At 62.7% G+C, this 15,519-nt stretch carries 17 protein-coding genes; 9 read left to right on the top strand and 8 right to left on the bottom strand.

Annotated features, from left to right (window positions below; genetic code table 11):
* The first annotated feature begins 5 nt into the window (after nt 1–5).
* From LZ518_RS07105 to LZ518_RS07090, 4 genes are all read left to right on the top strand, one after another.
* The gene (locus tag LZ518_RS07105) at nt 6–2,279 is read left to right on the top strand and encodes a ribonuclease R family protein (RefSeq protein ID WP_249915304.1); all 2,274 of its coding nucleotides are present in this window, start codon (nt 6–8) and stop codon (nt 2,277–2,279) included.
* Nucleotides 2,280–2,330: 51 nt separating this feature from the next.
* Nucleotides 2,331–2,960, top strand: coding sequence for an NADPH-dependent FMN reductase (locus LZ518_RS07100; RefSeq protein ID WP_283938170.1), 630 nt, complete (start codon nt 2,331–2,333; stop codon nt 2,958–2,960).
* A gap of 85 nt (nt 2,961–3,045) precedes the next feature.
* The gene (locus LZ518_RS07095; RefSeq protein WP_249915303.1) at nt 3,046–3,222 is read left to right on the top strand and encodes a YegP family protein; all 177 of its coding nucleotides are present in this window, start codon (nt 3,046–3,048) and stop codon (nt 3,220–3,222) included.
* Nucleotides 3,223–3,353: 131 nt separating this feature from the next.
* Nucleotides 3,354–3,572 carry a hypothetical protein gene (locus LZ518_RS07090; RefSeq protein ID WP_249915302.1) on the top strand — a complete coding sequence of 73 codons (219 nt, stop codon included), beginning with the start codon at nt 3,354–3,356 and terminating at the stop codon, nt 3,570–3,572.
* Nucleotides 3,573–3,575: 3 nt separating this feature from the next.
* Here the strand turns inward: LZ518_RS07090 and dcd are convergent, their stop codons facing one another.
* Nucleotides 3,576–4,130 carry a dCTP deaminase gene (gene dcd, locus LZ518_RS07085; protein ID WP_249915301.1) on the bottom strand — a complete coding sequence of 185 codons (555 nt, stop codon included), beginning with the start codon at nt 4,128–4,130 and terminating at the stop codon, nt 3,576–3,578.
* Nucleotides 4,131–4,361: 231 nt separating this feature from the next.
* Here dcd and LZ518_RS07080 point away from each other — a divergent pair, with 231 nt between their 5' ends.
* Nucleotides 4,362–5,852 (top strand): replicative DNA helicase, encoded by a 1,491-nt coding sequence (locus LZ518_RS07080; protein ID WP_249915300.1) that lies wholly within the window; start codon nt 4,362–4,364, stop codon nt 5,850–5,852.
* Here the strand turns inward: LZ518_RS07080 and chrA are convergent.
* The 4 genes from chrA to LZ518_RS07060 form a co-directional block, all read right to left on the bottom strand.
* Entirely contained in the window at nt 5,849–7,021 is a 1,173-nt protein-coding gene (chrA, locus tag LZ518_RS07075) for a chromate efflux transporter (RefSeq protein WP_249915299.1), read from the bottom strand. The two genes, LZ518_RS07080 and chrA, sit on opposite strands and share 4 nt — an antisense overlap.
* The gene (locus LZ518_RS07070; protein WP_249915298.1) at nt 7,021–7,848 is read right to left on the bottom strand and encodes a chromate resistance protein ChrB domain-containing protein; all 828 of its coding nucleotides are present in this window, start codon (nt 7,846–7,848) and stop codon (nt 7,021–7,023) included. Before LZ518_RS07070 ends, chrA begins: the two co-directional genes overlap by 1 nt.
* A 120-nt stretch (nt 7,849–7,968) precedes the next feature.
* Nucleotides 7,969–9,396, bottom strand: a complete 1,428-nt coding sequence (astD, locus tag LZ518_RS07065; protein ID WP_249915297.1) for a succinylglutamate-semialdehyde dehydrogenase — start codon at nt 9,394–9,396, stop codon at nt 7,969–7,971.
* Nucleotides 9,397–9,443: 47 nt separating this feature from the next.
* On the bottom strand, nt 9,444–10,820 hold the full coding sequence (locus LZ518_RS07060) for a protein adenylyltransferase SelO family protein (protein ID WP_249915296.1): 1,377 nt from the start codon (nt 10,818–10,820) through the stop codon (nt 9,444–9,446).
* A 38-nt stretch (nt 10,821–10,858) separates the two neighbouring features.
* Here LZ518_RS07060 and LZ518_RS07055 point away from each other — a divergent pair, with 38 nt between their 5' ends.
* Nucleotides 10,859–11,737, top strand: a complete 879-nt coding sequence (locus LZ518_RS07055; RefSeq protein WP_249915295.1) for an alpha/beta fold hydrolase — start codon at nt 10,859–10,861, stop codon at nt 11,735–11,737.
* An 11-nt stretch (nt 11,738–11,748) separates the two neighbouring features.
* Here the strand turns inward: LZ518_RS07055 and LZ518_RS07050 are convergent, their stop codons facing one another.
* Together LZ518_RS07050 and LZ518_RS07045 are read right to left on the bottom strand one after the other, a co-directional pair.
* The gene (locus LZ518_RS07050) at nt 11,749–12,231 is read right to left on the bottom strand and encodes an SCO family protein (protein ID WP_249915294.1); all 483 of its coding nucleotides are present in this window, start codon (nt 12,229–12,231) and stop codon (nt 11,749–11,751) included.
* Between the two features lie 107 nt (nt 12,232–12,338).
* Entirely contained in the window at nt 12,339–12,770 is a 432-nt protein-coding gene (locus LZ518_RS07045) for a copper chaperone PCu(A)C (protein ID WP_249915293.1), read from the bottom strand.
* 135 nt (nt 12,771–12,905) lie between these two features.
* Here LZ518_RS07045 and LZ518_RS07040 point away from each other — a divergent pair, with 135 nt between their 5' ends.
* The gene (locus tag LZ518_RS07040; RefSeq protein ID WP_249915292.1) at nt 12,906–13,517 is read left to right on the top strand and encodes a TetR/AcrR family transcriptional regulator; all 612 of its coding nucleotides are present in this window, start codon (nt 12,906–12,908) and stop codon (nt 13,515–13,517) included.
* Nucleotides 13,518–13,528: 11 nt separating this feature from the next.
* Here the strand turns inward: LZ518_RS07040 and LZ518_RS07035 are convergent, their stop codons facing one another.
* Nucleotides 13,529–13,858, bottom strand: coding sequence for a hypothetical protein (locus tag LZ518_RS07035; RefSeq protein ID WP_249915291.1), 330 nt, complete (start codon nt 13,856–13,858; stop codon nt 13,529–13,531).
* On the opposite strand from LZ518_RS07035, the gene LZ518_RS07030 reads away from it, so the two are divergent.
* Both LZ518_RS07030 and LZ518_RS07025 read left to right on the top strand, forming a co-directional pair.
* Nucleotides 13,857–14,249 carry a hypothetical protein gene (locus tag LZ518_RS07030; protein ID WP_249915290.1) on the top strand — a complete coding sequence of 131 codons (393 nt, stop codon included), beginning with the start codon at nt 13,857–13,859 and terminating at the stop codon, nt 14,247–14,249. The two genes, LZ518_RS07035 and LZ518_RS07030, sit on opposite strands and share 2 nt — an antisense overlap.
* Nucleotides 14,246–15,511, top strand: a complete 1,266-nt coding sequence (locus LZ518_RS07025; protein ID WP_431358214.1) for an efflux RND transporter periplasmic adaptor subunit — start codon at nt 14,246–14,248, stop codon at nt 15,509–15,511. Before LZ518_RS07030 ends, LZ518_RS07025 begins: the two co-directional genes overlap by 4 nt.
* Nucleotides 15,512–15,519 lie beyond the last annotated feature (8 nt).

Below are 15,519 nucleotides of genomic sequence, written 5' to 3'. Positions count from 1 at the left end.
GCCGCATGCCCCGCAAACCATCCCAGGGTCTCCCGACTCGCCAGCAGATCCTCGATTTCATTGAGTCCAGCGGCCAGCCCGCCGGCAAACGCGAGATCGCGCGGGCGTTCAGCCTGTCAGGGCATGAGAAGATCATGCTCAAGGCTCTCTTGAAGGACATGGCCGACGAAGGGCTGATCGACAGCGCCCCCGGGCGGGCCTTTCACAAGGCCGGCGGCATTCCACGGGTGACCGTGCTCCGAGTGGTGTCGGTCGACGACGGGCACGTCTGGGCCCAGCCCGAAAGCTGGCATGCCGATACTCCGCCGCCGAAATTGAGGGTGATCGAACGCGGCCGCCGGTCGGCGCTGGCGCTCAACGACCGCATCCTTGCCCGTACTGAGGAGGCGGGGAAGGGGCACGTCGCCCACGTGATGAAGAAGCTGCAGCGCTCGGCCGAGCTGGTGCTGGGCGTCGTTCGTCGGGAGGGCGACCGCTTCTACCTGACCCCGGTCGACAAGAAGGAGCGGCGCGAGCTTCCGATTTCCGAGTTGAAGGACGCACAGGAGGGCGACCTGGTACTGGCCGAGCCGTCGGGCCGCCCGCCCCGGGTGACCGCGCGTGTCGACGCAATCCTCGGCGATCCGTTTGCACCGCGCAGCTTCAGCCTGATCGCGATCCATAAATATGGCCTGCGCGACGAGTTTCGGGCCGAGGCGGTGGTCGAGGCCAAACATGTCGCCAGGCAGAAACTGGGCGAGGACCGCGAGGACCTGACCCACTTGCCGATCGTCGCGATCGATCCCGAGGATGCGCGCGATCATGACGATGCCATCTGGGCAGCTCTTCGCGACGACGGCGACGGCTGGGATGCAATCGTCGCGATCGCCGACGTCAGCTATTATGTCCGCCCTGACAGCGAGCTCGACCGCGAGGCGCGGGCGCGGGGCAACAGCGTCTATTTTCCGGACCGGGTGGTCCCGATGCTGCCCCATGAACTGTCGTCGGACATCTGTTCCCTGAAAGAAGGCGAGCCGCGGGCGGCAATGGCCTGCCACCTTCATATCGGCAAGGACGGAGCACTCAAAAGCTGGCATTTTACACGTGCCAAGATTTGTGTTGCCGCAAATATTGCTTATGAGGATGCTCAAGCGGCGATGGATGTGGCTGAAGAGCAAGTCATTGAAAATGCATCCTCTCCCTGCTCGATGCCGCCGCTCGATGGGCGTGTTTCGAATGAACTGGTCGACAAGGCGCTGAAACCGCTGTGGGCCTGTTGGCGGGCGCTGCTGGCGGCGCGCAACAAGCGCGAGCCGCTCGAGCTCGACCTGCCGGAACGGCGGGTGATGCTCGACGAGAAAGGGCGGATATTGTCGGTCGCGCCGCGCGAGCGGTTGGACGCGCACCGGCTGGTCGAGGATTTCATGATCGCCGCCAATGTCGCCGCGGCCAAGGCGCTGGAAAAGAAAAAGGCCCCGGTGATGTATCGTGTCCATGAGGCGCCGGGCCGCGAGAAGCTGGTGGCGCTGAAGGATTATCTGGCGACCTTCGACTTGGAATTCGTGCTAGGGCAGGTGGTCCGGCCGGCGACCTTCAATCGCATCCTGGAACGGATCGGCGAGCATCATGATGCCCGGCCGGAGATTATGGAGCAGGTGCTTCGAACCCAGATGCAGGCGCGTTATTCGCCCGAGCCGCTGGGCCATTTCGGGCTTGCTCTGGGCAGCTACGCCCACTTCACATCGCCGATTCGCCGCTACGCCGACCTGCTGGTTCATCGCGCCCTGGTCAGCAACTTCAAGCTTGGTGAAGGCGGTCTGCCACCTGCCGATGCCGAGCGGTTCGTCGAGGTCGGCGAGCATATCTCGATGCTCGAGCGGCGGGCGATGGAAGCCGAGCGGGAGACAATCGATCGATACGTCGCGGCTTTCCTGGCGGACAAGGTTGGGCAGATCCTCCGCTGCCGCATCACCGGCGTGCAGCCGTTTGGTTTCTTTGCCACGGTCGAGGATCTGGGCGGCGACGGCCTGGTGCCCGCGGCGATTCTCGGCAGCGAATATTTTCGCTACGATGAAGCAGCCCGTGCCCTGGTCGGCGAGGAGACGGGCGAGGCCTATCGTGTCGGGCAGCATCTGGAACTGAAGCTGGCCGAGGCCAATCCCGCCTCGGGCGCGCTCAGGTTCGAACTGCCCGAAGGCAAGTTCGGAGGGCCGCCGCGGGTCGCGCAACGCCGAGACCGGGTCCGGCAAGGCAAGCGCGGCCGGCCGGCCAACATTCGCCACCAAGGCCGTCGCCGCTAGCATCCAAAGCGGCTATGGAGCGCATAGCGGTTCGATTGACGGGAGGCGCAAATGGCCAATTACAAGATTGCAATCATCGTCGGCAGCCTCAGGAAGGACAGCCTCAACCGCAAGATCGCGCGGACGATGTGCGCGCTGCGCGGGGACAACCTCGACTGCCATACGATCGAGATCGGCGACCTTCCGCTGTACAATCAGGATTACGACCTGCAGCGACCCCAGCCGGAAGCCTATGTGCGGTTTCGCGAGCAGGTTGCCGCGGCGGACGGCATCCTGTTTTGCACCCCCGAATATAATCGCGGCGTGCCAGGGGTCCTGAAGAACGCCATCGATGTCGGCTCACGGCCCTATGGCCGCAGCGTGTGGGACCGCAAGCCGGCGGCGATCGTTAGCGCCTCTCCAGGTTCGATCGGCGGGTTCGGCGCCAGCCACCAGCTTCGCCAGGCGTGCGTGTTCCTGAACATGCCGGTGATGCAACAGCCAGAGGCCTATCTGGGGCATGTCACCGACGACAGCTTCGGCGAAGACGGCTGTTTGAAGGAAGGGCCGGTGAAGGAAATCGTCACCAAGCTGGCTCATGCCTTCCATGACTGGGTCGAGACAATCCTTCGGTCGCGCGAATTGCTGCTGCACGACGCCGCGCGGGCGGAGCGCGAAGCCAAGAAAATGCAGTCCGCCTGAATATCGGCGCGGGTCAGCGGTCACGGCATTGTCACTTAAATTGGGTTAGCCTAGCCCCTCTCCGCGACGCATGAGGGAGGCTAAAATGGCCCATAAATTCGTGATCCGAAAATCGACCAATGGCGAGTATCGCGCCTATTTCGAGTATAACAGCGAGAAGATTTTCTGGACCGAGGGCTATTCGAGCAAGTCAGGCGCGCAGAACGCGATCGACTCAATCAAGAAGAACGGTCCGGGTGCCGACGTCACCGACGAAAGCTAAGGCCTAATCCGTTCGTCGAAGCGCCTTGTCGACCAAGGCGCTTCGCGGCTCGGCCAATCGGCAGCGGGCGGATGGCAGGAGCATGGGCGTTCACATAAATTGCGCATGGGGTGTCACAGGGGAGAAGACCCATGCGTAACTATCGCGCGATGACCTTGATCTGTGCCGCCACGCTGCTGGCAGCCGCCGCGCCCGCCAAGGCGGACGAGCCGGTGTCCAATAGTGTCGCCAAGAAAGAACAGGCACCCAAGAAAATCTGCAAATGGCTGCCGGTGACCGGTTCCAACATGAACCAGAAGGTCTGCCTGACTCCAGAGGATTGGAAAAGGGCCGAAGCCCAAAGCTGGTAGGGCTTACAGCTTGGGCAGAGTGACGCCCCTTTGCCCCATATATTTGCCGGCGCGGTCGGCGTAGCTGGTCTCGCAGCGCTCGTTCCCCTTTAGGAACAGAAACTGGCAGGCGCCTTCATTGGCGTAGATTTTGGCCGGAAGCGGCGTGGTGTTGGAAAATTCCAGCGTCACGTGACCCTCCCAGCCGGGTTCCAGCGGGGTGACATTCACAATGATCCCGCAGCGGGCATAGGTCGATTTGCCGAGGCAGATCACCAGCACGTCCTCAGGCACCCGGAAATATTCAACCGTGCGTGCCAGGGCAAAGCTGTTGGGCGGGATGATGCAGACGTCGGTCTGGCGATCGACGAAGCTGTTGGACGCAAAGTCCTTGGGATCGACCGTGGCGCTGTCGACATTGGTGAAGATCTTGAACTCGTCGGCAACGCGCGCGTCATAGCCATAGGATGACAGGCCGTAGCTGATGCAGCCTTCGCGGCGCTGCGCCTCGACGAACGGCTCGATCATTGCGTGATTGAGCGCCTGGTCGCGAATCCAGCGGTCCGATTGAATGGTCATGGCGAGGTTGGTTAGCGGCCCAAACTCTTTCCGTCACCCCAGCGAATGCTGGGGTCCATGAACACTATCGTGGCAAGTAAACCGCAAGCGTCGAGTTTATGGATGCCAGCCTTCGCTGGCATGACGAGCAGGAAAAACTGTGTGTGAAAATCATCGCAAATCTGCGCTTTTCCCGAGGCTTATCCACATAGCAATTTGAACAATCCGTTCGACTATGGCTTAGCTTCGCCCATGGCCGAAGTAGTTCGAATCGACGGCGGGGCAGAGCCCCCCGCAACCCCCTCGCTCCCCCAGAATATCGAGGCGGAGGCGGCGCTTCTTGGCGCGCTGATGATCGACAATCGGCTGGTCGAGGACATCCAGCTGCGCCTGAAGCCGCACCATTTCTTCGAGCCGCTGCACGGGCGGGTCTACGAGGCCATCCTGCGGATGACCGACAAGAACATGGTCGCCAATCCGGTTACGCTGAGGCCAATTTTCGATGCCGACGAGGCGATGAAGGAAATCGGCGGTCCGGCCTATCTGGCCCAGTTGACGGGGTCGGGGGCGGCAGTAATCGGCGCTCGGGATTTCGCGGCGCAGATTTATGATCTGGCCCTGCTGAGGGCCCTGGTGGGGGTCGGGCGCGATATGGTGGAGGGCGCGCTCGACACCTCCGAGGAAGTGGCGCCGCTGACCCAGATCGAGCGGGCCGAAAGCGAGCTTTACCGCGTCGCCGAGGAAGGCGGTACGGCCAATTCGGTCAAGAGCTTCGGCGAGGCCACGCGCATGGCGCTGGAACAGGCCGAAAAGGCGCTCAACAGCGGCGGCCATTTGAGCGGCATCACAACCGGGCTCGATGGGGTCAACACCAAGGTCGGCGGCCTCCACAAGAGCGATCTTGTGATCCTCGCCGGGCGCCCAGGCATGGGCAAGACCTCGCTCGCCACCAACATGGCATTCAGCGCGGCGCAGCGCTTCGTCCGCGACCAGGAAGACGGCATCGATCCGGCCAAGAGCGCCGGCGCACCGGTCGCCTTCTTCAGCCTGGAAATGTCGGCCGACCAGCTGGCGACGCGTATCCTCGCCGAGCAGTCGGGCATCAGTTCCGAAAACCTACGCATGGGCAAGATCAGCCAGCAGGAATTCCGCTCGTTGGCGCGGGCTGCTGGCGAGCTGTCGACCCTGCCACTGTACATCGACGACACGCCCGGCCTGACCATCGCCGCGCTCCGCGCCCGAGCCCGCCGGCTGAAGCGGCAGAAGGGCATCGGTTTCGTCGTGGTCGACTATCTCCAACTGCTGCAGGGCAGCGGCAAGTCAAGCAACGAGAATCGCGTCAACGAGATTTCGGAAATCAGCCGCGGTCTGAAGACGCTCGCCAAGGAACTGGACGTTCCGGTGTTGGCGCTGTCGCAGCTGAGCCGCGCGGTCGAACAGCGCGAGGACAAGAAGCCGCAACTGTCGGACCTGCGTGAATCGGGCTCGATCGAGCAGGACGCCGACATGGTCTGGTTCGTGTTTCGGCCCGACTATTATGTCGCCGCGAAGCAGCCACCGGACGATCATCCCGACTTCGCCGCGTGGCAGGAGGAGATGCAACGGGTTTACGGCACCGCCGAACTGATCGTCGCCAAGCAGCGTCACGGCGCGACCGGCAAGGTCAGGATGCGGTTCGACGCGAAGATCACCAAGTTCAGCGACGCAGGCGACAGCGACTATCTGCCGGAGATGCGGAGCTAGAAGGCCAGCGCGCCGATAGCGGCCGAGCCGACTATTACGGCCAATGAGTTGAGCTTGGACTTCCACAGGTAGAGCAGCGCCAGCGCGGCCACGAAGATAGCCGCACCGAGAATAAGCGAGGGCAGGTTCTGGGCCACGTTCCAGCCCAGCTGGATCGCCGTTATAGCGATCAGGCCGACGACTCCGGCGGCCACGCCCTCCAGAAGGCGATGCAATCTTGCATCCTCAATTACCTGTTCGAGCCGGTCGTAGAAAAGCAGGGCGAAGCTGAAGGCCGGAAAGAAGATGCCGGCAGTGATCGCCAACGCTCCGCCAAGCCCGCCGGCCAAATAGCCCACGAAGGTTGCAAAAATGATCAGTGGAGCGGGAATGATGCCGGACAGCGCCAAGCTGTCGAGGAATTGGCCGTCACTGACCCAGGCGCGGCCAACCGCGTCTTGGCGGACGAAGGGAATTGCGGTGTAGGCTCCGCCAAAGGTCAGCAGGCCCGCCTTCAGGCCGGACACGAACAAGGCCATGAATCCAGCCGGGGCAGCATGCCTTGCAACTGTGGCGTTCGTTCCGTCGGGCTGAATGGTCCAAAGCGCCAGTGCCAGGGCAAGTAGCGCAACTGCAAAGGCAAGCATGTGCCGACGGCCGGCCGCGGAGGCATAGAAAAGTCCGGCGGCTGGCAAGAGTATCCAGAAGCTGACGCCGAACCAGGAGCCGATGGCGCTTGCGCCAGCCGCCAGCCACAGCCAGCGATCCGCCAGTGCATGCTCGCCAATGCGATGCACCGCGCGGACGATGAGAGCGATTACTGCAACCTGCACCGCCAGCAAGATGGCGGCGATCGGCGGCATCTGCAGGTCCAGCCGTTGATAGGCCCAGGCCAGCGTTAGAATCAGCAGGAAGCCGGGCAACATGAAGCCGAGGCCGGCGAGGACACCGCCCAGCGGCCCTCGCTTCATCATCCCGAAATGGACGCATAGTTCATGCGCTTCGGGTCCGGGCAGCACCTGGTAGATCGCCAGCAGGCGGTTGAAGCGTTTGGGGCTGATCCATTTCTCTTCCTCGACCAGCTCGCGCTTGATCATCGCGATCTGGGCAACCGGACCGCCCCAGGCGAGCAGGCCAAAACGAAGGAAGCGCGCGAAGATCGCCGCGAGGGTCGGACGGCCTTCTGACACTATGCAATCACTGGCTGCCGGGAGCGTTTCGGCTTGTGAGATATCCAGTCGTGCGTTTCTTCGACCGCATCGCGGCACCAACGATAGAAGGCGTCATAAACTGGCATGCCGGCCTCGAGCTGCTCCAAATCGTCGGAAAACATTCGCGAAAGGCCCAGCGAGGCCGCTAGCAATCCGGCCGCCTGCGGTGCGATCTCCGGCCGTGCCGTGTCGGCCCCACGAACGATGATCGCGAGCCGCGCCAAGGCGTCGATCCTATCAAGTCCAAACTCCTCGATCATCGTATCGAAGGTGCACTGGTCGCCTCGATGACTCCAGAACACTCCCTCAACGTCAAATGGCGTTGCGCCGAAACGCTCGGCGACCCCAGCAACATCGGTCGGAGACACAAACAGGAAGACGGCCTCTGGATCGACGAACCGGCGGATCAACCATGGGCAGGCAATGCGGTCCACCTTGGGCCGCGCCCGCGTGACCCATAAGGTGCGCCCAGCGGGGTCGCGCTCCGGCAGTTTGGCCGCGACAATTACCGGCAGGCCGGCATCGCGCCATGCCTCGAAGCCGCCCTCCAATATTTCAGCGTTGATGCCTTCGGTGCGAAGGATGGCGGCTACTCCGGCGCTGCGTTCGTGGCCGTGGATACAGCTGACGACGACGTTTTTGCCGGCCAGTGAGCCAGCCCATTCCCGAACGTCTTCCGCTCGCCGACTCACTGACGTGGGCAAAAGCTCGGCACCGTCGGGCCGGACGTCGATGATCGCCGGGCAATTGGGCGTGCCAATCAGGCGGAACAGCTTGTCGGCGGTGATGCTATTGGTTGCAGACATGAGGCGTCCCTTTCGAAGGTAGGACGCGATACTTCAGCATGTCGCCTCATGGGGTGATCGCGTTCCCCATCCCGATATTAAGAACCTCGCGTCGAACCGAGTCAAGCGCCGAGGCGCGCATCACTTCTCAGGCGCGTAAGCGTCCCGGAGGCCTTCACTGATAACCGCACGGGTTGATTCTGCCTCAACACTTGTAACCGGATAGGCACTATAGTCGGCAGCGTAAAAGGCGCTCGGCCGATGATTGCCGCTATAGCCGACGCCACCGAACGGGGCGTTGGATGGGGCGCCGTTGGTCGGCTTGTTCCAATTGATCACGCCGGAGCGGACATTGGCCCAGAAACGATCGTAGAGCTTCGGGTCCTTGGTCAACACGCTGGCGGCAAGACCGAAGCGGGTGTTGTTTGCTTCGTCTATCGCGGCGTCGAAATCCTTGACCCGGATCAGCTGTAGCACCGGCCCGAACAATTCCTCGTCCAGCCGGTCCGGCGCGTCGGTCATGTCGATCAGCGCGGGCGTCAGGTAAGGGCGTTCCTCGTGCGGCCGCTCGAGCCTCCGGATCGGCTTGCCGCCCTTCATCATCAGGGCGATGAAACGGTCCTGAAGGATATCGGCGGCCATCAGGTCGATAACCGGGCCCATGAATGGCTGTGGATCCGCCATCGGATGATCGACGATGATTCGGTCGATCAGCTTGCAGATCTCGGCGATCAGTTCCTCATGCTTGCCGTCTTCGACGATCAGCCTGCGCGCCGCCGTGCAGCGTTGCCCTGCCGAGAGATAGGCCGACTGGACGATGATCGTCGCCGCCGATTGCAGGTCAGGCGCGTCCCACACCACGATCGGGTTGTTGCCGCCCAATTCGAGCGCCAGGATCTTGTTCGGGGATTCGGCGAACTGCCGGTGCAATGCCATGCCTGCACCAACCGATCCGGTGAAAAGCAATCCGTCAATTCCAGCCTGTCCGGCTAGTGACTTGCCCTGGTCCGGCCCGCCGACGAGCAGCCGCAACACACCTTCCGGCACACCTGCTTCGTGAAAGCAGTTGACCAGAAATTCGCCGGTTGCCGGGGTCTTTTCCGACGGCTTGAACACCACGGTGTTGCCGGCGATCAGCGCCGGAACGATGTGCCCATTGGGAAGGTGGGCCGGAAAATTATATGGGCCAAGCACCGCCAGGACGCCGTGCGGCTTGTGGCGGACGGTGACCTTGTTGCCCATCGCGGCCTCTAGCCGGCTGGTGGGGGTCCGCTCGGTATAGGCCTTGATCGAAATATCGACCTTGTTGACCACCGAACCGACCTCGGTCTTGGCCTCCCAGAAAGGCTTGCCGGTCTCGCGCGCGATCAGCTCCGCGAATTCGATTTCCTTGCCGCGGACGACATTGGCGAAGCGGCGCAACGTTTCGATCCGGAAGGTAACCGAGTGGGCCGCCCATTCCGGCCAGGCGGCACGCGCGGCAGCGACCTCGGCAGCGGCATCCCCCACCGGTCCGGACCAGATTTCCTCACCGGTAGCCGGCTCGGTCGAGACGAGTTTTTCGTTCATCTATACTTCGGCACCCCGGGGGGCGTTCCCATGCCGCGTCGTGCCGGTCAACCCACCACGTCCGACGTCATGGCGTCGGCGAACCGCCGAATTGCCTCGATCTTCGACTCGAACGGGCGCCAATCGTCACTCTCGGCAATCGCCGACCAGATCGCCTCGACCTCGTCGATCAGCATTGAGCAGGGCTGTTCGTCGTTCCAGTAAGGATGGGTCAGGACCTGCTGGCGCCCTTCGAGGCGCTCCCGAAGGTCATCAAAATCATTGGTTGCATACTGCTCGGCCTCCGGTGTGCGGCCGCCGCGCCAGTCGAAGAAGAAGCGGTCGATCCCGACCGAACGTGAACGAAGTGCCTTGAGTGCCGCCGATACCAGCGGCCGTTCCTTTTCGGCGCCGCGCGCCGCCACTCCAAGTCGCGCGATGATCCGGTCGATCAATGCCGCTTCGAACCGCGCCGGCCACGAAGCGAGCAAGGCAGACAACGCCGGCGCCTCGCCGACCAATGCCAGGCAGCCGGCGAGCTGGGCGACGTTCCAATGAATCGCCTCCGGTTGGCGGCCGAAGGCATAGAGCCCGGTCTGGTCGAAATAAGCTGCGGTGAACTCCTCGTCCCATTCGGGCGCGAAGCGCCACGGGCCATAATCGAAGCTCTCTCCGGTGATGTTGATATTGTCGCTGTTGAGCACGCCATGAACGAAACCCGCGGCGATATAGCTGGCGGCAAGTTCTGCCGTAGCCGAGCAGATCCGGTCGAATAGCCTGGCGGCATTTTCGGAATCGTCGCCGATGGTCTCGCCAAGCAGATGCTTGAGGCAATATCTAACCAGCCTGGCGATGCCCTCGCTGTCGTCGATATATGCCAGTCGCTGGTAATTGCCGATCCGGATATGGCCGTGGCTGAGCCGGGTCAGCACCGAGGATCGAGTGGGGGAAGGCTCGTCGCCGCGCCACAATTGCTCGCCGGTTTCGAACAGGGCGAAGCTCTTTGACGTGTTGACGCCGAGCGCCTCGAGCATCTCGGTAGCCAGCACTTCGCGAACGCCCCCCTTCAGCGTCAGCCGGCCATCGCCGCTTCGACTGTAAGGGGTTTGCCCGCTACCCTTGGTGCCGAGGTCGAGCAGCCGCCCCTGGTCATCACTAACTTGCGCAAAGAGGAAACCACGGCCGTCGCCGATCTCGGGATTGTAGGTCCGGAACTGATGGCCATGGTAGCGCAGCGCCAGCGGCTGCGGGAGGTTGCCCGGCAACGGATCGAACCGACAGAAATGCCGCGCCCAATCCTGGTCGCTCAGTCGTCCGAGCCCAATCCGATCGGCCCAACGGCGATTGACGAACCGCTGCGTGCAGGCCGGAAATTCCGCCGAAGCCACCGGATCGTAAAAGCTCTCGCCAAGCTCCACGATCGGAATGGGTTGCAGCGCGGCCATTGGGCCGCGATAGGAGGAGTTCTGTTGCGGGGGAAGTAATGCCGAGTTGGACCGACCGTTACTGGAACAGCGCGGAAGGCCTTAGACTCCATTACCGGGACTATGCCGGACCGCGCGACAAGCCCCCGATTTTCTGCATCCCCGGCCTCACCCGGAACGCTCGCGACTTCGAGCCGGTCGCCGACCGCTATGCCGGCGCCTGGCGGGTGATAGCTGTCGACCTTCGCGGAAGGGGCGAAAGCGAATCCGATCCGGACTCGCGGCGCTACGAGCCGCGCCATTATGTCGCCGACATCTTGAAGCTGCTCGACCAAGAGGGGATCGCCGACGCAGTGTTCATTGGCACCTCGCTCGGCGGGCTCTGCACCATGCTGCTGGCGTCGAGCGATGCCGACCGGATCGCCGGAGCGATGATCAACGACATCGGCCCCGAGATCGATCAGACGGGCCTGGAGCGCATCGGCAGCTATGTCGGCAAGGAGACTGGCTTTGCCAGCTGGGAAGACGCCGCCCATGAGCTGGCGACGCGAAACGCCGAAATCTACCCCAATTGGAGCGGTGACGACTGGGAACGCTTCACCCGCCGGGTCTGCCACCAGACGCCGGACGGAATCCGCTTCCATTACGACATGAGGATCGCTGACAATTTTGGGGCCGCGGCCAACTCGCCCGATGCCAAGCGCTGGCCACACTTCCGGGCATTGGCTGGCCGCCCGGTGACAATTCTTCGCGGCGAATTTTCAGACCTGTTGTCGCAGGATGTGGCCGAACGGATGGCCAAGGAGCTGGGCGATGATGCCAGGCTGGTGGTTGTGCCGGAAGTTGGCCACGCGCCGACACTTGAGGAACCCGAGGCGCATGACGCGATCGATCGGCTGCTGGAGCGGGTGATGGAGCGCGAGGAAACCCTCAGCTAGCGACCGGCAGGTCAGGCGATCAGGCGTTGCAGCTTGGCCAGCGCAACCGGATCGCCTTCCTCCGGAGAAAGGGTCGCGACGAAGCTGCCGTTGCGGTCCATCAGGAACACGCTGGCAGTATGGTCGACGCTATAGCCGCCGCCGGGCTGATCGACCTTTTGCGAAAAGGCACCGAACTGCTTCTTCACGCGCTCGATGTCGGCAGTGCTGCCGGTCAGGCCGATCACAGGTGCGTTGAACAGCTTGGCATAGCTGCCGACCTCGGCAGGTCCGTCGCGTTCCGGATCGACGGTGATGAACACGATCGACATGGCGTCGTCGCCCTTCCCGAGCTGCCGCCGCAACTTGGTCAGCCGGGCCAGGGTCGTCGGGCAAACGTCAGGGCAATTGGTGAAACCGAAGAAGATCGCCGCCGGCTTTCCGTTGAGACGCGAGCTTTGGAACGGCTGGCCGTCGCTTCCCGTCAGTGTGAACGGCCCGCCAATCGTCGCCATGGCGGATTCGGTGGAATCGGACGAGGGGCGCTGCAGGGCGACCACGATCCCGCCGATCGCGGCAATCCCGACCAGTATCCACAGGATGATGCGCAGCCTGGCGATGACTATGCCCCCTCTGACTCCACGACCGTGACTTTGACCGTCTGGTCCTTGCTGGAACGGAAGCGCAGCACCAGGTCGAAATCGTCGCCGGCCTTCAGAGGCGCCCTCAGGCCCTCAAGCATGATGTGGGTGCCGCCCGGCTTCATTTCGATACGGTCGTGGGCGGGAAGGTTGATCTCGCCCGCCATCCGCATCTTGGCGACACCGTCGACCACCTCATTCTGGTGGACCATCGCCATGGCCGCCAGATCGGTGGCCGCGCCGGTCAGCCGGTCAGCAGCGTCGCCATTATTTTCGATCGTCAGGTAAACCGCACCGGGCGTCTGGCCGATGGTCGGCCGGGCCCAGGCATTGGACAGCTTGATGTCGGCCGAGCCATCCTGGCCGCAGGAAGCGAGCAACAAGCCGGCGAGAATGATGAGGCTGCGGGTCATGGCGTGGACCTAAGGGCTGCATCCTTGCTGCGCAATGAAGGCCAGTCGAATTTTGGAGGGCATCGGGGCGGTCGAAATTCGGCTGCCGTAATTACTGCTGGATTTTCAGAAACATCATATTATATACCGATCGATATGAATAAGCCCGAATCCATCGCTCCCCGCGGCCGGCCGCGCGAATTTTGCGTCGATTACGCGTTAGCGCAAGCGCTCAGCGTGTTCTGGGCCAAAGGCTATGAAGGTGCGTCGCTGACCGACCTTACGGAAGCGATGGGGATCACCCGGCCGAGCCTTTACGCCGCGTTCGGCAACAAGGAGTCGCTGTTTCGCAAGGCGCTCGATCTCTACGAGCGCGAAAAGCTCGATTATATCGGCAAGGCAATGGCCCAGCCGACCGCGCGCAAGGTCGCCGCGGCAATGGCCTATGGCTCGATCGAGACTGCAACCGGCGGCGGTGAGCCGCATGGCTGCCTGCGTGTGATCAGCTCCGTTGCCTGTGGACCGGCCGCGCAATCGATCCATGACGAGGTGATCGAGCGCAGCAACAAGGGCAAGCAAGCGCTGATCGAACGGTTCGATCGAGCCAAGCAAGAGGGCGATCTTCCGGCCCATGTCGACACCGAAGGGTTGACCCGGGTGCTGATCGCCATCCTCCAGGGAATTTCCGTCCAGGCCAATCAGGGCGCCTCTCGCGAAGAGCTCGAAAAGCTCGTCGAAACGGCCATGACCCTGTGGCCAAGTGAGTAAAGCTTATACTGTCATCGAAATTTTTTATCGATCGGTATAGAAATTTTCTTGACGTCGCTTATCTGTCTTTGTACTGACCGGTACAGAAAGCTTGGATCAACAATTCCGATCGCTTTCCGACCATCGACAAAAAGGGGCCGATGGATCTGATGATCGAAAGAGTTTCTGCGAGCGGCGACGCTTGCCTGTAATTTCGTGACCACCCTTTGAACTGAACCGTTGACGTCGAGGCATTGCGCTTCGCCGGACAGGTCTTTGCGTGCCCTGGCAGCGGCACAGCGCCGGAACGGACGTTCCCGGCGACCGGTGAAGCTCGCCCCGGACACAGGGAGAAAAAGCATGGCATATGCAGCCCGTATCGAAACGCAGAACGCCGAGCCGATTGCCCTGACGGGCGTAGCGGCCAACGACACGGACAAACCCGATTTCTCGCGCCTTGAATGGTCGGTGATCCGGTTGGCGCGGGTCGACAGCCTTTCGACGCTGCGCGAGCCAGGCCGTTGGGGCCGCTTCGTCAATTGGCTGATGAACCGCAAGGGCCTGCCGTCACTCGCCAATGAGCGGCTGGAAGCGCTGCGCAAGATGGCGGTGCTCAGCTGGCACTATGGCTTCACCGTACCGGGCGAGGACGTCGCCAACTTCTTCTCGGCTGGATTCAGCCCCGACCAATATGAGCTGATGGTGCGCAGCATTCGCGCGGCCGTCAGCGGCCCAAAAGGAATGACCGCATGAATATGATCAGCCAATTTTCGGCAAGCGATGCCGAGCATAAAGAGCTCGGATCGCGAATTGCCGCCCGGCCTGCATGGCAGCGCGCCGCCCTTTACGGTTCGCCGCTGCTTTTGCTTGCCGCGGCCGTTACCTATTGGACCAGCGACCCTTCCCCCGCTGCTGCTCCATCTGCCCCCATGGTAACGGTCGCGGCACCCCTGGAGCGCGAGATCAACCAGTGGGACGATTATGTCGGCCGGTTCGAAGCCAGCCGCAGTGTCGAGGTGCGCCCACGCGTCTCCGGCCAGATCATCGGCGTCCACTTCACCGATGGCCAGATCGTCCAGAAGGGCCAGCTGCTGTTCACCATCGACCCGCGGCCGTTCGGCGCGGCCCTGGCGGAAGCGAAGGCCAGTGTTGCTTCGGCGCAAAGCGATCTGTCGCTGGCCGAGATCAACCTTGGCCGAGCCAGGCGACTGCTCGAGGCGGAGGCCGTTTCACAGAGCGACGTCGACCGGCTGACCGCGAATGTGCGGTCTGCCGAGGCCGCTCTCGCCGCCGCTCGTGCCCGGGTGAGCTCGCGAGCGCTCGACGTTGAATTTGCCTATGTCCGGGCGCCGATCAGCGGCCGCATTTCGGACCGTCGGATCGATCCGGGCAACATCGTCGGTGCCAATGAAACGCTGCTGACGACGATCAACGCGCTCGACCCGATCTATTTTACATTCGACGTGCCGGAATCGCTTTACCTGAAGACCGCCCGTCAGCGGCAGGCCAAGGATGGCGCCGGCGAAACCGCCGAAATCCGGCTTCAGGACGAGGCGCAATATAGTTGGCGCGGCAAGCTCGACTTCACCGACAATGGCATCAGCCAGAATTCGGGAACGATCCGCGCCCGGGCAGTAGTCGCGAACCCGACCAATTTCCTCGCGCCGGGTATGTTCGGCAACATGCGCCTGGCCGATGGCGGGACTACGCCCGCTTTGCTGGTGCCTGACGCAGCCGTCCGAACCGACCAGGCACGGAAGATCGTGCTGGTGGTCGGCAAGGACGACACCGTCGCGGCCAAGCCGGTCGAGACGGGTCCGCTGGTCGGCAACCTCCGCGCGATCCGGTCCGGCATAGCCAAGACCGACCGCGTCATCGTCCAGGGCGTGCAGTTCGCGATGCCCGGAGCGAAGGTGAAGCCGCGCGTCACCCAGATCAAATTTGATGCCGCCGCTGCGAAAGCGCCACCTGCATCGGTGCCAAGCGCCTCTCAAGCCACTCTGGCCGCCAACTAGTTCGGACA

The sequence above is a fragment of the Sphingomonas brevis genome, from assembly GCF_023516505.1.
GTDB classification, from domain to species: Bacteria; Pseudomonadota; Alphaproteobacteria; order Sphingomonadales; family Sphingomonadaceae; genus Sphingomicrobium; species Sphingomicrobium breve.
The sequence above is the reverse complement of the archived record's forward strand: the minus strand, read 5'-3'. Positions and strand labels throughout refer to the sequence as shown.

What these genes read in the sequence shown, in the direction of transcription:
- LZ518_RS07105 (WP_249915304.1), top strand. Translation starts at nt 6, where the DNA reads ATGCCCCGCAAACCATCCCAGGGTCTCCCGACTCGCCAGCAGATCCTC.
- LZ518_RS07100 (WP_283938170.1), top strand. Translation starts at nt 2,331, where the DNA reads ATGGCCAATTACAAGATTGCAATCATCGTCGGCAGCCTCAGGAAGGAC.
- LZ518_RS07095 (WP_249915303.1), top strand. Translation starts at nt 3,046, where the DNA reads ATGGCCCATAAATTCGTGATCCGAAAATCGACCAATGGCGAGTATCGC.
- LZ518_RS07090 (WP_249915302.1), top strand. Translation starts at nt 3,354, where the DNA reads ATGCGTAACTATCGCGCGATGACCTTGATCTGTGCCGCCACGCTGCTG.
- dcd (WP_249915301.1), bottom strand. Translation starts at nt 4,130, where the DNA reads ATGACCATTCAATCGGACCGCTGGATTCGCGACCAGGCGCTCAATCAC.
- LZ518_RS07080 (WP_249915300.1), top strand. Translation starts at nt 4,362, where the DNA reads ATGGCCGAAGTAGTTCGAATCGACGGCGGGGCAGAGCCCCCCGCAACC.
- LZ518_RS07070 (WP_249915298.1), bottom strand. Translation starts at nt 7,848, where the DNA reads ATGTCTGCAACCAATAGCATCACCGCCGACAAGCTGTTCCGCCTGATT.
- astD (WP_249915297.1), bottom strand. Translation starts at nt 9,396, where the DNA reads ATGAACGAAAAACTCGTCTCGACCGAGCCGGCTACCGGTGAGGAAATC.
- LZ518_RS07060 (WP_249915296.1), bottom strand. Translation starts at nt 10,820, where the DNA reads ATGGCCGCGCTGCAACCCATTCCGATCGTGGAGCTTGGCGAGAGCTTT.
- LZ518_RS07055 (WP_249915295.1), top strand. Translation starts at nt 10,859, where the DNA reads ATGCCGAGTTGGACCGACCGTTACTGGAACAGCGCGGAAGGCCTTAGA.
- LZ518_RS07050 (WP_249915294.1), bottom strand. Translation starts at nt 12,231, where the DNA reads ATGGCGACGATTGGCGGGCCGTTCACACTGACGGGAAGCGACGGCCAG.
- LZ518_RS07045 (WP_249915293.1), bottom strand. Translation starts at nt 12,770, where the DNA reads ATGACCCGCAGCCTCATCATTCTCGCCGGCTTGTTGCTCGCTTCCTGC.
- LZ518_RS07040 (WP_249915292.1), top strand. Translation starts at nt 12,906, where the DNA reads ATGAATAAGCCCGAATCCATCGCTCCCCGCGGCCGGCCGCGCGAATTT.
- LZ518_RS07030 (WP_249915290.1), top strand. Translation starts at nt 13,857, where the DNA reads ATGGCATATGCAGCCCGTATCGAAACGCAGAACGCCGAGCCGATTGCC.
- LZ518_RS07035 (WP_249915291.1), bottom strand. Translation starts at nt 13,858, where the DNA reads ATGCTTTTTCTCCCTGTGTCCGGGGCGAGCTTCACCGGTCGCCGGGAA.
- LZ518_RS07025 (WP_431358214.1), top strand. Translation starts at nt 14,246, where the DNA reads ATGAATATGATCAGCCAATTTTCGGCAAGCGATGCCGAGCATAAAGAG.